Here is a 13,538-nt window from a genome sequence, read left to right as displayed (position 1 = left end):
GGCGCGCGGGGAGCACGTAGGCTCGGATTGACCGAGCGTTCCCGACGGCCGAAGCCAGGCCGATGCGCAGATGGAGTGAGTACCCGTGATTCCCGGTGGTGGCCAGCCCAACATGCAGCAGCTCCTCCAGCAGGCCCAGAAGATGCAGCGCGACCTTGCGACGGCCCAGGAGGAGCTGGCCCGGACCGAGGTCGAGGGGCAGGCCGGCGGCGGCCTGGTGAAGGCCACCGTCACAGGTTCCGGTGAGCTGCGGGCCCTGGTCATCGACCCGAAGGCCGTGGACCCGGAGGACACCGAGACCCTTGCCGACCTGGTCGTCGCGGCGGTCCAGGCGGCCAACGAGAACGCGCAGGCGCTCCAGCAGCAGAAGCTGGGCCCGCTGGCCCAGGGCCTGGGCGGCGCCGGCAGCGGCATCCCCGGCCTCCCCTTCTAGCCCGCCCCTTTCGTTCCCGTCCCTTCCCTTTCCCTCCCCGTTCCCTGTAGAACACGGCACCAGAACCGAAAGAAGGCATTCCGTTGTACGAAGGCGTGGTCCAGGACCTGATCGACGAGCTGGGCAGGCTGCCCGGCGTCGGGCCCAAGAGCGCGCAGCGGATCGCCTTCCACATCCTGCAGGCCGAGCCCACCGACGTCCGCCGCCTCGCGCACGCGCTGCTCGAGGTCAAGGAGAAGGTCCGGTTCTGCGCGGTCTGCGGGAACGTGGCGCAGGAGGAGCGATGCGGCATCTGCCGCGACCCGCGCCGCGACGCCACGGTGATCTGCGTGGTCGAGGAGCCGAAGGACGTGGTCGCGATCGAGCGGACCCGCGAGTTCCGGGGCAAGTACCACGTCCTGGGCGGCGCGATCAGCCCGATCGAGGGCGTCGGCCCCGACGACCTGCGCATCCGCGAGCTGCTGGCGCGCCTCGCGGACGGGACGGTCACCGAGCTGATCCTCGCGACCGACCCGAACCTGGAGGGCGAGGCGACCGCCACCTACCTCGCCCGCATGATCAAGCCCATGGGCCTGAAGGTCACCCGCCTGGCCAGCGGGCTCCCCGTCGGGGGAGACCTGGAGTACGCGGACGAGGTCACGCTCGGGCGGGCCTTTGAAGGAAGGCGACTTCTCGATGTCTGACGCAACGCTGCACGCCCTGGGACAGGATCCGGACGACTTCGCCGCCTCGATCGCGGACCAGATCGAGTCCTTCCTCGTCGCGGTCACCGAGGTGGCCAAGGGCGAGGACCCGGACAGCGCCGTTCCCTTCCTCCTCCTGGAGGTGTCCCAGCTGCTGCTGGCGGGCGGCCGGCTGGGCGCGTACCAGGACGTCCTGCCCGAGGAGCGCTACGAGCCCGACCTGGGCCCGGAGCCGGACGTGGACGAGCTGCGCGAGCGGTTCGCCGTGATGCTGGAGCCGGTCGACGTCTACTCCGAGGTCTTCGACCCGTACGAGCCGCGCAAGGCCCCGGTCGCGCACCGGATCTCCGACGACCTGGCCGACGTGGTCGCCGACCTGCGGCACGGGCTCATCCACCACCAGGCGGGCCGGGTCACCGAGGCGCTGTGGTGGTGGCAGTTCTCGTACTTCACCAACTGGGGGCCGACGGCCTCGGCCACCCTGCGGGCCCTCCAGTCGCTGATCTCGCACGTCCGTCTCGACCAGCCGCTCGCGGCCCTGGACGGCCTGGACACGGACGAGGACCTGACCGAGGAGGACCTCGTGGAGCAGGCCGGCCAGGTCATGGAGCAGGAGCTCGGCCGTCTCGGCCGTAAATAATCCCATCTCATGATGTGGTACGAGGCGGTCGGATCCCGGCCGCTCGTTAGACTGCACCCGCAATGAGACGGACCGAGCGAGGAGCGCACGTGGGCCTTGTCGTGCAGAAGTACGGAGGCTCCTCCGTAGCCGATGCCGAGGGCATCAAGCGCGTCGCCAAGCGGATCGTGGATGCCAAGAAGAACGGCCACCAGGTGGTCGTCGTGGTTTCCGCGATGGGCGACACGACGGACGAGCTGATCGATCTCGCCGAGCAGGTATCGCCGATGCCTGCCGGGCGCGAATTCGACATGCTGCTGACCGCCGGGGAGCGGATCTCCATGGCCCTGCTGGCCATGGCGATCAAAAACCTGGGCCACGAGGCCCAGTCGTTCACCGGCAGCCAGGCAGGCGTGATCACCGACTCGGTCCACAACAAAGCGCGCATCATCGATGTGACGCCGGGCCGTATCCGCACCGCGCTGGACGAGGGCAACATCGCCATCGTGGCCGGCTTCCAGGGCGTGTCCGCGGACTCCAAGGACATCACCACCCTGGGCCGCGGCGGCTCGGACACCACCGCCGTGGCGCTGGCCGCGGCGCTGGACGCCGAGGTCTGTGAGATCTACACCGACGTCGACGGCGTCTTCACCGCGGACCCCCGCGTCGTGAAGAGGGCCCGGAAGATCGACTGGATCTCCTCCGAGGACATGCTGGAGCTCGCGGCCTCCGGCTCCAAGGTGCTGCTGCACCGCTGCGTCGAGTACGCGCGCCGCTACAACATTCCGATCCACGTCCGTTCGTCCTTCTCCGGACTGCCGGGTACCTGGGTCAGCAACGAGAAGCCCGAGTCGCAAGGGGACGAGCAGGTGGAGCACGCCATCATCTCCGGAGTCGCCCACGACGTCTCCGAAGCCAAGATCACCGTCGTCGGCGTCCCGGACAAGCCGGGCGAGGCCGCGGCCATCTTCCGCGCCATCGCGGACGCCGAGATCAACATCGACATGATCGTCCAGAACGTGTCGGCGGCCTCCACGGGCCTGACCGACATCTCCTTCACCCTCCCCAAGGCCGAGGGCCACAAGGCCATCGACGCCCTGGAGAAGGCCAAGGGGCAGATCGGCTTCGACTCCCTGCGCTACGACGACCAGATCGGCAAGATCTCCCTGGTCGGCGCGGGCATGAAGACCAACCCCGGCGTCACCGCCTCCTTCTTCCAGGCGCTGTCCGACGCGGGCGTCAACATCGAGCTGATCTCCACCTCCGAGATCCGCATCTCGGTGGTGACCCGCCAGGACGACGTCAACGCGGCCGTCATCGCCGTCCACACGGCCTTCGGCCTCGACTCCGACAGCGACGAGGCGGTCGTCTACGGAGGCACCGGACGATGAGTCCGCACCGGTCGGCCCCGGCCCCGGCGCTCGCCGTGGTCGGGGCGACCGGGGCGGTCGGATCGATCCTGCTCCAGATCCTGTCCCAGCGGGCGGACGTCTGGGGCGCCATACGCCTGATCGCCTCCCCACGCTCGGCCGGCCGCCTGCTGGCCGTCCGCGGCGAGGAGACCGAGGTGCTCGCCCTCACCGAGGACGCCTTCGAGGGCCTTGGCGAGGGCGACGTCGTGCTCTTCCTGACCCCGGCCGAGGTGTCGGCGCGCTGGGCTCCCGTCGCCACCGCGCGCGGGGCCGTGGTGGTGGACCAGTCCGCCGCCTTCCGGGAGGACCCCGAGGTGCCCCTGGTGGTGCCCGAGGTCAACGCCCCCGCCGTACGCAGCCGCCCGCGCGGGATCGTCGCGGGCCCGGACTGCGTGACCGCCGCGATGATCGCCGCCCTGGGCGCGCTGCACGCCGAGTACGGGCTGGCCGAGCTGGCCGTCTCCTCGTACCAGGCCGCCAGCCGTTCGGGCCGGGCCGGCGCGGAGGCGCTGCGCCGCCAGCTGTCGCTGGTCGCCGGGAGCCCGCTGGGGGAGCAGCCCGGGGACGTGCGGCGCGCGGTCGGCGAGGACACCGGGCCGTTCGCGGCCCCGCTCGCGCTGAACGTGGTGCCCTGGTCCGGCGAGCTGCGCGCGGACGGCTGGTCCTCGCACGAGCTGGCCGTACGGGCGGAGACCCGGCGGATCCTGGGCCTGGAGGCCCTTCCGGTCTCCGTGACCTGTGTACAGGTTCCCGTGGTGACCGGGCATTCCCTGACCGTGCGGGCCCGCTTCGAGCGGGAGGTGGCCGCGGCGCACGCCCGGGAGATCCTGGAAGCGGCCCCCGGGGTGGTCCTCGTGGACGATCCGGCGGCGGGGGAGTGGCCGACGCCGGCCGACGCGGCCGGGACGGATCCGGCCTGGGTGGGCCGGCTCAGGGGCTCGCTGGACGACGCCCGGTCCCTGGAGTTCTTCGTGTGCGCGGACAATCTACGCAAAGGCGCCGCGCTGAATGCCGCTCAGATCTCGGAACTGATCGCGGGTGAATTCGCGTAATCCGCTTTGTAGGATCGGTTGTGATCCCTTGGTCAAGGTGATGGCCCGACTGCCGCCTGGATGAATGGGGCAATCGGGAAGAGCGGGTACGCATGAAGGCAATGGGGAAATTGCTGAATACTCTGCCTCGCGCGTACAACCCTGGCGGGGGCACGCGTGTCCAACGGGCGTGGCAGAGGCACTCTTGGACTTCGCCGTCGTACCGGCACGCCCGGGGATCGTTCCCCCGCGCCGGCGCACCGGCGCATACGGCGGCATTCCTGTGATCGTGCCCGTCCCGCCGGCGGGCGTTCCCGCCGCGCCGTCCGTCGGGGCGGCGCCGGGCGTCCGTGTGCCCGCGCCCCGTGACCACGCGGAGCCGGCCGCGGGCCCCGCGGCTGCCGACATGGCCGCCGTCGCCGGCACCGCCGTCGCCGGGGCCGCCGTCGCCGGGGCCGCCGTCGTCGCCGGGGGAGCCGCCGCCGATGCGCCGCCCGTCGTGGCCGGGACCACGGTCGACCACCTCACCGAGACCTACCAGGCCCACTACCGTTCGCTCCTCGGCCGGGCCGCGCTCCTCCTCGACGACACCGCCTCCTGCGAGGACGTCGTCCAGGAGGCCTTCATCCGCGTCCACTCCGCCCGCAACCGGGTGCGCGACCGCGACAAGACCCTGGCCTACCTCCGCCAGACCGTCGTGAACCTCTCGCGCTCGGCACTGCGCCGCCGCATCCTCGGCCTCAAGCTGCTGTCGAAGCCGATGCCGGACATGGCCAGCGCGGAAGAAGGGGCGTACGACCAGCTCGAGCGCGACGACCTGATCAAGGCCATGCGCGGACTCCAGCGCCGCCAGCGCGAGGTGCTGGTGCTGCGCTACTTCGCGGACATGACGGAAGCCCAGGTCGCCGAGACGCTCGGCATATCGCTCGGCTCGGTCAAGGCGTACGGATCGCGGGGCATTGCCGCGCTGAGGGTGGCGATGGAGGCTGCGCAGTCATGAGGGACGACCACAAGAACCCGCCGTGCCCCGCCACCCCGACCGCCGGTGACGAGCAGGTGCTGCGCAGCCTGTTCGCCGGGGCCGTGCAGGGCCTGGAACCCTCCGAAGGGGCACTGGAGCGGCTGCGCCACGCCGTGCCCGCACGCCGGGCCCGCAAACGGCAGACCCTCGTCGGGGCGGCCGTGGCCGTGCTCCTGGCCGGCACCGGGATCCCCGCCGCACTGCACCTGGGCGAGGAGGACGAGGGCTCCGCCGCCGGGCACTCGGCGATGGCGGGCCACGGCGAGGCACCGGGCGGCCTCCCGGGCGACCCGCACCACGACGGGCCCGAGGGCGGGACGCGGCCGCAGCCGACGAGGCCCGCCGACCGGGGGCAGACGCCGGGCGGCACGGGCGGACGGCCCTCCCCGCGGCCCGGCGGTTCCCCCTCCGGCGGCGTATCGGCGGGCCCCTCCGGCGACGGCCTCCCCACGGCCCCCCTCGGCAACGGCCCGCAGCCCCCGGCCGGAGCGGCCGCCGCGGCCCCCGAATGCACCGCCGACCAGCTCGGAGTGGCGGGCAGCGCCCGCGCCCCCGAGTCCGACGGCAAGGTCTACGGCAGCTTCAAGGTCACCAACGTCTCCCCCCGGGGCTGCACGGTCACCGGCCCCGACACCGTGACGGCCGCCTCCCTGACGCAAGGCCCGCCGCCCGCACAGCCCCGCGGGGTGACGGTCACGGGCCACACGGCGGGGGACCCGGCGAGCGGACTGCCCGACCCCGCCGAGGAGGCGCCGGCTCTGGTGCTCCAGCCGAAGCAGGCGTACGAGGTCCTCTTCGCCTGGGTGCCCTCCGCCCATTCCTGCCCGGCCGGCACCCCCGGCCCCACGACCACGCCCGAGCGGCAGAACGGTACGGCGCAGCGCCCGGCGGGCCAGTCCGACGGCGGTCCGGCCGACACCGCGGCCGGCGGGGCCGCGGGCGTCCCGGCCGGGGCCGGCGACTCGGCCGGCGGAGTGCAGCGGCCGGCCGACCCGGACACGGCCGGAGTGGCGGTCTCGCACGCCCCGGCCACCGCCACGGGCGCCCCGGTCACCCAGACCACCATCCCGCAGGCCTGCGGCGGCACGGTCTACCGGACGGGGCTCATTCCCCAGCCGACGTCGTAGCGGAGGCCGTTCCGGCGGACGCCGCCTTCACCGGGGCCGCGTCGCTGTCCGCGTCGTGCGTGTAGGTGTCCGTGTCCGCTTTGGCGGAGGCGGTGCCGGGCGCGCCGGGCGTGCCCGCCGGGCTTGCGGCGGGCAGCAGCCCCGCCTCGGCGTCGCGCAGGGTCTCCAGCTCGCGCCGGTAGAGCCGCCACCACATGAACAGCACGAAGGCGACGAAGACGAACCACTCGCCGGTGTAACCGAGGTTCTGGAAGGCCTTCAGGTCGAGCCCGGTGTTGCTGGGCGCCTGCGCCGGGACGGGGACCATCCCGTCCGCCGGGGTCTGCACCGTCAGCCAGGCGTCGTACAGCGGGTCCTGCACCAGGTTGACCAGCGTGGCCGACCCGATCACCCCGAGCTGGCCCGGCGGCAGCCCGCCCTGGGCGTGCACGCCCTTGGTGCCGGCGTTCTCCGAGGCCTGCAGGGCCCCCGTCACCTCGACCCGCCCGGCCGGCGGGGCCGGAGCCTTTGCCGCGTCCGCCGTACCCGGCATCCAGCCCCGGACCACCGGGACGGTCTTGCCGGAGTCGGTCCGCAGCAGGGTCAGGACGTAGAAACCGCGCTTGCCGTCGAGGTCCCGGTCGGGGACGAGCAGCTGCTGCCCGTACTCGCCGGACGCGGAGGCCGGCCGCCCGGAGGTCTTCGTGTCCACCGGCAGGAGCGAGTCCAGCGGCGCGGCCGCCTCCTCGGCGGGCCGCTCGGCGCTCGCCTCCCGGTGGCTGCCCACGCGGTCCTCGAACCGGCCGAGCTGCCAGGTCCCCATGAACAGGCAGAACGGGATGGCGAGCGCGACGAAGACGTTGATCCCCCACCAGCGCGGGGTCAGGAGAAACCGGTGCACCCCACCAACGGTACGGGGGGTGCACCCGAAGCCCGGTGCCGGGTCAGCGCGGCGGGCCCTGAGGCAGGTGCTTGAGGGCGAATTCCAGCTCCATCCGGACCTGCTTGATCCGCTCCTCCACCACCAGCGAGCCGTGCCCCGCGTCGTAGCGGTACACCTCGTGGACCGCTCCGCGCGCCACGAGCCGGTCGACGTAGTTGTCGATCTGCCGGATCGGGCAGCGGGGGTCGTTCACGCCCGCCGCGATGTGCACGGGCGCCTTCACCGCGTCCACGTACGTCAGCGGCGAGGAGGCCTCGAAGCGGTCCGGCACCTCCTCCGGAGTGCCGCCGAAGAGGGTGCGGTCCAGGGACTTCAGCGCCTCCATCTCGTCGTGGTACGCCGTCACGTAGTCCGCCACCGGTACGGCGGCCAGCCCGACCGCCCAGTCGTCGGGCCGCGTCCCGATGCCCAGCAGGGTCAGGTAGCCGCCCCAGGAGCCGCCGGACAGCACCAGCCGCGCCGGGTCCGCCAGACCCGAGGAGACGGCCCACTCGCGGACCGCCGAGATGTCCTCCAGCTCGATCAGGCCGACGCGGTGCTTGAGGGCGTCCGTCCACTCCCGGCCGTAGCCGGTCGAGCCCCGGTAGTTGACCCGGACCACCGCGAAGCCGTGGTCCAGCCAGGCCGCCGGGGCGGCCGCGAAGGAGTCGGAGTCGTGCCAGGTCGGACCGCCGTGGATCTCGAAGACCGTCGGGAAGGGACCCTCGCCGTGCCCCTGCGGCCGCTGCGCCAGCGCGTGGATCCGCCCGCCGGGGCCCTCCACCCACACGTCCTCCACCGGCACCGAGCCGGGCGGCCGGAAACCGGGCGGGTCCAGCACCACTGCGCCCGCGGTGGACCGTACGGAGGCCGGTTCGGCCGCGGAGGACCACTGGTACTCGACCGTGCCGTCCGGGCGCGCCGTGGCCCCCGACAGCGACCCTGGGGGAGTGTCCACCCGTACGAGCTCCCGCGCGGCCAGGTCGTAGCGCCACAGCTCGTCGCGCGCCTCGAAGCTGTGCTCGATGAGCAGCGCCGTCCCGTCCGGGTACCACTCGGCGCTCACATCGCCCGGGAGCTCGATCGCAAGGTCCTCCTGGGCGCCGGTGGCCACGTCCCACACCATCGGTTCCCAGCGCCCGCGGCGCTGGTGGCCGACCAGCAGCCGGGTGTCCCCCTCGACCGGGGCGAAGCCCAGCACCTCCAGGCCCAGTTCCTCGGTGCCGCCGCGCGAGTCGTCCAGCTCCGCGACGGTGGCCCCGTCCAGGGTGACCACGCGCAGCGCCGAGTGCATCGCGTCGCCGTGCTCGGTGTGCTCGATCGCGACGAGGGTCCCGTCGCGGGAGAGGTCGCCGACGCCGGCCGACTCGCGGTGCCGGTAGATCACGGCCGGGGCGCTGCCGTCGGGGCGGACGACGTGGATCGTGGTGCCCTCCTCGTCGGTGGACCGCCCGACGACCGCCGTCCCGTCGCGGCCGATGGCCAGCCCGGCGGGGTAGGAGGGCTCCAGGCCGGGGGTGGCGGGCTCGTCGGGGCCGCCCGCGAAGGGCTGGCGGACCCAGGTGCCGAACTCGTCGCCGTCGGTGTCGGAGAACCACCAGATCCACTCCCCGTCGGGGGAGAGGGTGCCGTCGGTGGTGCCGTTGGGACGGTCGGTGGCCTGGCGCTGCGTGCCGGTGGCGCGGTCCCAGGCGTAGAGCTCGTAGGTCCCGGTGGCGTTCGAGACGAAGAGCGAGCGGTCCGGGGCGTCCTCGGCCCATTCGGGGAGCCCCACGCGCGGGGCCCGGAACCGCTTCTCCCAGTCGGGCATGTCGGAAGCGGGGGTCTCGCCACGGGTCCCGCCGGGGGTCACACCGGCGGTCAGATCGCTGTCGCTGCTGGTCATGCCCTCCATTCTGGCCCGACGGGCCGCCGGGATGCCGACTGCTCCGAACGGGCGCATGGTGGAGGGCGTACGAAGAACGCTTCCCAAGAGGGTGTTGATCATGGCCAAGAAGGCGCATACCGGTCACCACAGCCATCAGGACTCCGAGCGGGCGATGGCGAAGAACACGGCGGCCGAGGCGCGTGCCAAGGCCGCGGGCAGGGATGCCCAGTCCCTCTCGGCGAAGACGCGGGGCATGCACCAGAAGGCCCAGGCCAAGCGCGGCTGAGCCGCGACACCGGACGCAGTATCCGGTCACGGTCCGTGTTTCACGTGAAACACCGACCGTGCCGCCCTAGCCTGACGCCATGCGGATGATCGTCCGGGGCGCCCGGCTGCTGCACGACGAGGGCCTTCACGACGTGGAGGTAGCCGAGGACGGACGCATCGCGCGCGTCCTCCCGTACGACGACCAGAAGGAGCCGCCGGCGACGGGCGTGCTCATCGAGGCCCATGGCGGGCTGCTCAGCGCCCCCTTCGTCGAGCCGCACATCCACCTGGACACCGCCCTGACCGCCGGACAGCCGCGCCCGAACGCCTCCGGCACTCTCTGGGAGGGCATCGCCTGCTGGAGCGAGCGCAAGCGGACCCTGACCCGTGAGGACGTGATCACGCGGGCCACCGAGGTGCTGCGCTGGCAGGCGGCCCAGGGCGTCCTGCACGTCCGCACGCACTGCGACGTCACCGACCCCTCACTGACCGCCCTCGACGCCCTGCTGGAGGTCCGCGACCGGGTACGGGAAGTGATGACCCTTCAGATCACGGCCTTCCCCCAGGAAGGGATCGTCTCCTTCCCCGACGGTGAGGCGCTGCTGCGCGAGGCCGTGGCGCGCGGCGCGGACGTGGTCGGCGCGATCCCGCACTTCGAGGACACCCGCGAGGACGGGATCACCTCCCTGCGGACCGCGTTCGCGCTGGCCGAGGAGCACGGGCTGCGGCTGGACGCCCACTGCGACGAGATCGACGACGAACAGTCCCGCTTCGTGGAGGTGCTGGCCACCCTCGCGCTGCGCACGGGACTGCGGGAGCGGGCCACCGCCTCCCACACGACGGCCATGGGCTCCTACAACGGCGCCTACGCGTACAAACTCCAGCGCCTCCTGTCCCGTTCGGGCATCAACCTGGTCTCCAACCCCTTCGCCAACCTCAACCTCCAAGGCCGCTTCGACGCCTATCCCAAGCGGCGCGGCCTCTCCCAGGTGAAGGAAATGCTGGCGGCCGGGGTCAACGTGGCCTTCGGCCACGACGACGTGATGGACCCCTGGAACGCGCTCGGCACCGGCAACCCGCTCCAGACCGCCCTCGTCGGCCTGTACGCCGCCCAGCTCACCGGGGCCGACGAGATCCCGCTCGCCTTCTCGATGGTGACGGAGCGCGCGGCACGCGTCCTGGGCCTGGGCCCGGACGAGTACGGGGTGGCCGAGGGCGCCCCCGCCTCCTTCGTCCTCCTCCCGGCCCCCACCCCCGAGGAGGCCGTCCGCCGCCAGGTCCGCCCCCGGTACGTGGTCTCGCGCGGCACCGTCCTCGCCGAGAACCCGCCCGCCCCGGCCCGGCTGTGGTGGCCCGGGCAACAGGGCCCGTCGGAAGTGGACTTCACCCCGCCCCTCTAAGGTGCGGTGCATGACGTGGACCCTTCACCAGCCTGACTCGGACGCGGCCCGCCGCGCCTTCGAGATCGCCTCGGAGTACGCGGACGCCGCACTCCTCAACCACTCCGTCCGCTCCTACGCCTTCGGCGCCGAGTACGCCCGGCAGCACGGCCTCGCCCATGACGCCGAGCTGTTCTACGTCAGCGCCCTGCTCCACGACCTGGGCCTGACCGTGCCGTTCGACAGCCACACCCTGCCCTTCGAGGAGGCCGGCGGCCACGTGGCGCGCGTCTTCACGGCCGGCCTGGGCTGGGAGGCGGCCCGCCGGGCGCGGGCGGAGGAGGTGATCGTGCTCCACATGCGCGACGACGTCACCGCCGCCGAGGACGTCGAGAGCCACCTCCTCCAGGTGGGCACCAGCGCGGACGTCTCGGGCCTGCGCGTCCCCGACTTCGACCCCGCCTTCCGCGCCGCCCTCCTGTCCGCCCACCCCCGTCTCGGCTTCGGCCCCTCCTTCCTGTCCCTGGTCGAGGACCAGGCGGCCCGCAAGCCCGCCTGCGCGGCGGCCGCGTACGTGGCGGGCGGCGCGGCGAAGCGCATTGCGGCGAACCCGCTGGACGCGTGATCCGACTGCGAGACCCATAGGCCCCCGCAGTCCTCCGGCCGGGCTCAGGCCCGCTGACCGGCAGGGTGCGCCGGTTCGCGGCGCTTGCGTCCCACCGGCAGGAGCTCGGCGGTGATCAGGGCGGCGACCGTCGCCAGGATGACCACCGGCGTCATCGACGGGCTGCCGGTCAGCAGCAGCGCCATCACCGCACTGCTGACCGGCAGCCCCAGCACGCTGACACCGGCCGCGGCCAGCCCCGCCGCGACGGCCGGCACCACGCCCAGGCCCGGCAGCGGCGCCGCGAGCACCCCGGCCGCGGCCCCCAGGAACAGGGCCGGGAAGATCGGGCCGCCGCGCAGGCTGCCGAGGCACAGCGCGTACGCGGCCGTCTTGCACAGCAGCACCGCCACCAGCACGCCCACCCCCCAGGCGTGCGGGTTCCCGACCAGCGAGGCCATCGTGGCCTGCCCGGACGAGGCGACCTCCGCCGGGGACCGGTCGGTGACCAGGGCGTACACCGCCGCGCACACCCCGGAGCCGAGCGCGCACAGCGCCGTGCGGGCGACGGTCTGCCGGGTCACGAAGGCGGCGACGCCCTGCCCCGCACCCACCGTCAGCCGCAGCACCACCGCCACGGCCACCGCCAGCAGCAGCCCCCAGCCCACGTCCGCCACGTCCAGCCGGGGCGCCGCCTCGGGGATCTTGACGGTCAGCCCGCCGGTCTTCAGCCCGGTCCACCGCCCGAAGCCGGTGAACACCAGCGCCCCCAGCCCGCTGGACAGCAGCGCGGGCAGCATGACGGCGACCAGCTGGGGCCCGCCCACCCCCACCACCTCGATCAGCAGCACCGCCGCGATCAGCGGGCTCCCGAAGATCGCCGAAATGGCCGCGGAGGCCCCCGCCACCCCCATGAGCACACTGGCCTGCGGGGTTCCCGGCCCGCGCGCGAGGTCCCGCAGCAGCAGCGCGAGGCCGCCGCCCAGGGCGATCAGCGGGGCCTCGGGACCCAGTACCGCACCCAGCGGCAGGCTCGCGGTCGCGGCGAGCACCACCCCGGGCAACGCCGTGGTCGAGGCCCCGCCCACGGCCAGCCCGGCCGCCGGAACGTGCCCGCCCGCACCGGGCAGCCGGGCGGCCACCCAGCCCACCACGACCCCCGCGACCAGCAGCAACGGCAGCGGCCACCACCACGGCGCCGTCTCCCAGCCCAGCCCGTGCGGCAGGCTCTCCCACACCAGGTGCTGCAACTCGTGCAGCCCGGCCAGGAACCAGAAGCACACCAGGGACACCGGAATGCCGACCAGGGCGCACAACGCCAGCGTCTTCCGGTACGGAGGCGTCTTGAGCAGCCCCCGCAGCAGTTCCGCCTCCCCCGCCTGCGTCGCGGTCACGGCCCGCTCCTTTCGGGCTGCCGGGACAGCCCGGTCTGGACCGCGCCGAGGAGCACCTTGGCGACCAGTCCCACCACGATCAGGTCGGCCACCATCTGCACGGTGGTCAGCGCCCGCGCCGTCCCGTCGGCCGGCGCGATGTCCCCGAACCCCACGGTCGCGAACACCGTCACCGCGAAGTACAGGGCGTCGGTCCTGCTCAGAGGCTCCGAGAACGACAGGGGCCGGTCACGCGACAGCAGGAAGTACGTCGACGCGAACAGGACCAGGAACAACGGCACGGCGGTGGCCATCGCCTCCAGGGCCCGCAGCCGCGGACGCGCCGAACGGGCGATGGCGCCGACCTGCCACAGCACCAGACACCCGAAGAGCAACAGCCCCCCGGCCAGCGCCAGGACCGCCACGGCCCCGAAGCCGTAGTCGAGCGGAGCCAGGTAGTACAGCCAGGTGATCAGCACCACCGTCCCGGCGGGCAGCAGCAGGTGCCCCAGCACACCCCCGAGCCGAAAGCCACCACACCCCATACCCACACCTCCTCACACCCGCCACCCCCCTCCGGGCATTCCAACACCCCCCACCCCCACCCGCACCCCACACACCGCCACCAGCGCACAGGCAGAGAACACAGCCAAGCCCGCCAGCACTTGGCGCCACCCCCGAACGGCGTACCCCACCCACCACCCCGCTTGCTCACTCTTCGCGGTGCTTGCGGGCGCTGTGCTTGTGCAGGCCGATGATCCCGACGGTCGACCGTCGCGAAGCAGACCATCACCATGAACGCGGCCTGTGCGGCCAGTGCG

General features: G+C 73.2%; 14 protein-coding genes. 10 read left to right on the top strand and 4 right to left on the bottom strand.

Annotated elements, in window-relative coordinates; genetic code table 11:
- Positions 1 to 85 precede the first annotated feature (85 nt).
- The 7 genes from BX286_RS17530 to BX286_RS17500 all read left to right on the top strand — a co-directional run bounded on the left by BX286_RS17530 (position 86) and on the right by BX286_RS17500 (position 6,326).
- Positions 86 to 433, top strand: a complete 348-nt coding sequence (locus BX286_RS17530) for a YbaB/EbfC family nucleoid-associated protein (RefSeq protein ID WP_045945808.1) — start codon at positions 86 to 88, stop codon at positions 431 to 433.
- Positions 434 to 516: 83 nt separating this feature from the next.
- Positions 517 to 1,116 carry a recombination mediator RecR gene (recR, locus tag BX286_RS17525; RefSeq protein WP_042816380.1) on the top strand — a complete coding sequence of 200 codons (600 nt, stop codon included), beginning with the start codon at positions 517 to 519 and terminating at the stop codon, positions 1,114 to 1,116.
- Positions 1,109 to 1,756 carry a DUF5063 domain-containing protein gene (locus tag BX286_RS17520; RefSeq protein ID WP_079428242.1) on the top strand — a complete coding sequence of 216 codons (648 nt, stop codon included), beginning with the start codon at positions 1,109 to 1,111 and terminating at the stop codon, positions 1,754 to 1,756. The genes recR and BX286_RS17520 overlap by 8 nt, the downstream gene beginning before the upstream one ends.
- 89 nt (positions 1,757 to 1,845) lie before the next feature.
- Positions 1,846 to 3,126 carry an aspartate kinase gene (locus BX286_RS17515; RefSeq protein WP_079428240.1) on the top strand — a complete coding sequence of 427 codons (1,281 nt, stop codon included), beginning with the start codon at positions 1,846 to 1,848 and terminating at the stop codon, positions 3,124 to 3,126.
- Positions 3,123 to 4,199, top strand: a complete 1,077-nt coding sequence (locus BX286_RS17510) for an aspartate-semialdehyde dehydrogenase (protein ID WP_079428238.1) — start codon at positions 3,123 to 3,125, stop codon at positions 4,197 to 4,199. The genes BX286_RS17515 and BX286_RS17510 overlap by 4 nt, the downstream gene beginning before the upstream one ends.
- Before the next feature lie 169 nt (positions 4,200 to 4,368).
- Entirely contained in the window at positions 4,369 to 5,178 is an 810-nt protein-coding gene (locus BX286_RS17505) for a SigE family RNA polymerase sigma factor (protein ID WP_121015436.1), read from the top strand.
- Positions 5,175 to 6,326, top strand: a complete 1,152-nt coding sequence (locus BX286_RS17500; protein WP_121015434.1) for a hypothetical protein — start codon at positions 5,175 to 5,177, stop codon at positions 6,324 to 6,326. The genes BX286_RS17505 and BX286_RS17500 overlap by 4 nt, the downstream gene beginning before the upstream one ends.
- Here BX286_RS17500 and BX286_RS17495 read toward each other — a convergent pair.
- Positions 6,304 to 7,206, bottom strand: coding sequence for an SURF1 family protein (locus tag BX286_RS17495; protein WP_079428234.1), 903 nt, complete (start codon positions 7,204 to 7,206; stop codon positions 6,304 to 6,306). The two genes, BX286_RS17500 and BX286_RS17495, sit on opposite strands and share 23 nt — an antisense overlap.
- A 43-nt stretch (positions 7,207 to 7,249) precedes the next feature.
- Complete coding sequence (locus BX286_RS17490; protein WP_398898895.1) at positions 7,250 to 9,121, bottom strand: prolyl oligopeptidase family serine peptidase; 1,872 nt, start codon at positions 9,119 to 9,121, stop codon at positions 7,250 to 7,252.
- Positions 9,122 to 9,212: 91 nt separating this feature from the next.
- Between BX286_RS17490 and BX286_RS36610 the strand changes: the two genes are divergently transcribed.
- The 3 genes from BX286_RS36610 (at position 9,213) to BX286_RS17480 (ending at position 11,365) form a co-directional block, all read left to right on the top strand.
- Positions 9,213 to 9,380, top strand: coding sequence for a hypothetical protein (locus BX286_RS36610; protein ID WP_159036766.1), 168 nt, complete (start codon positions 9,213 to 9,215; stop codon positions 9,378 to 9,380).
- Between the two features lie 79 nt (positions 9,381 to 9,459).
- Positions 9,460 to 10,761, top strand: a complete 1,302-nt coding sequence (gene codA / locus BX286_RS17485; RefSeq protein WP_261993451.1) for a cytosine deaminase — start codon at positions 9,460 to 9,462, stop codon at positions 10,759 to 10,761.
- 10 nt (positions 10,762 to 10,771) lie between these two features.
- Positions 10,772 to 11,365, top strand: coding sequence for an HD domain-containing protein (locus BX286_RS17480; RefSeq protein WP_121015432.1), 594 nt, complete (start codon positions 10,772 to 10,774; stop codon positions 11,363 to 11,365).
- 44 nt (positions 11,366 to 11,409) lie between these two features.
- Here BX286_RS17480 and BX286_RS17475 read toward each other — a convergent pair whose 3' ends face one another.
- Positions 11,410 to 12,738 (bottom strand): chloride channel protein, encoded by a 1,329-nt coding sequence (locus BX286_RS17475; protein ID WP_121015430.1) that lies wholly within the window; start codon positions 12,736 to 12,738, stop codon positions 11,410 to 11,412.
- Positions 12,735 to 13,232 carry a potassium channel family protein gene (locus BX286_RS17470; RefSeq protein ID WP_237292910.1) on the bottom strand — a complete coding sequence of 166 codons (498 nt, stop codon included), beginning with the start codon at positions 13,230 to 13,232 and terminating at the stop codon, positions 12,735 to 12,737. Before BX286_RS17470 ends, BX286_RS17475 begins: the two co-directional genes overlap by 4 nt.
- Positions 13,233 to 13,538: the final 306 nt, after the last annotated feature.

The organism is Streptomyces sp. 3211.6 (genome assembly GCF_003634815.1).
Lineage (GTDB): Bacteria > Actinomycetota > Actinomycetes > Streptomycetales > Streptomycetaceae > Streptomyces > Streptomyces katrae_A.
Note: the sequence above shows the minus strand (reverse complement) of the source record. Positions and strands in the feature narration are given on the sequence as shown.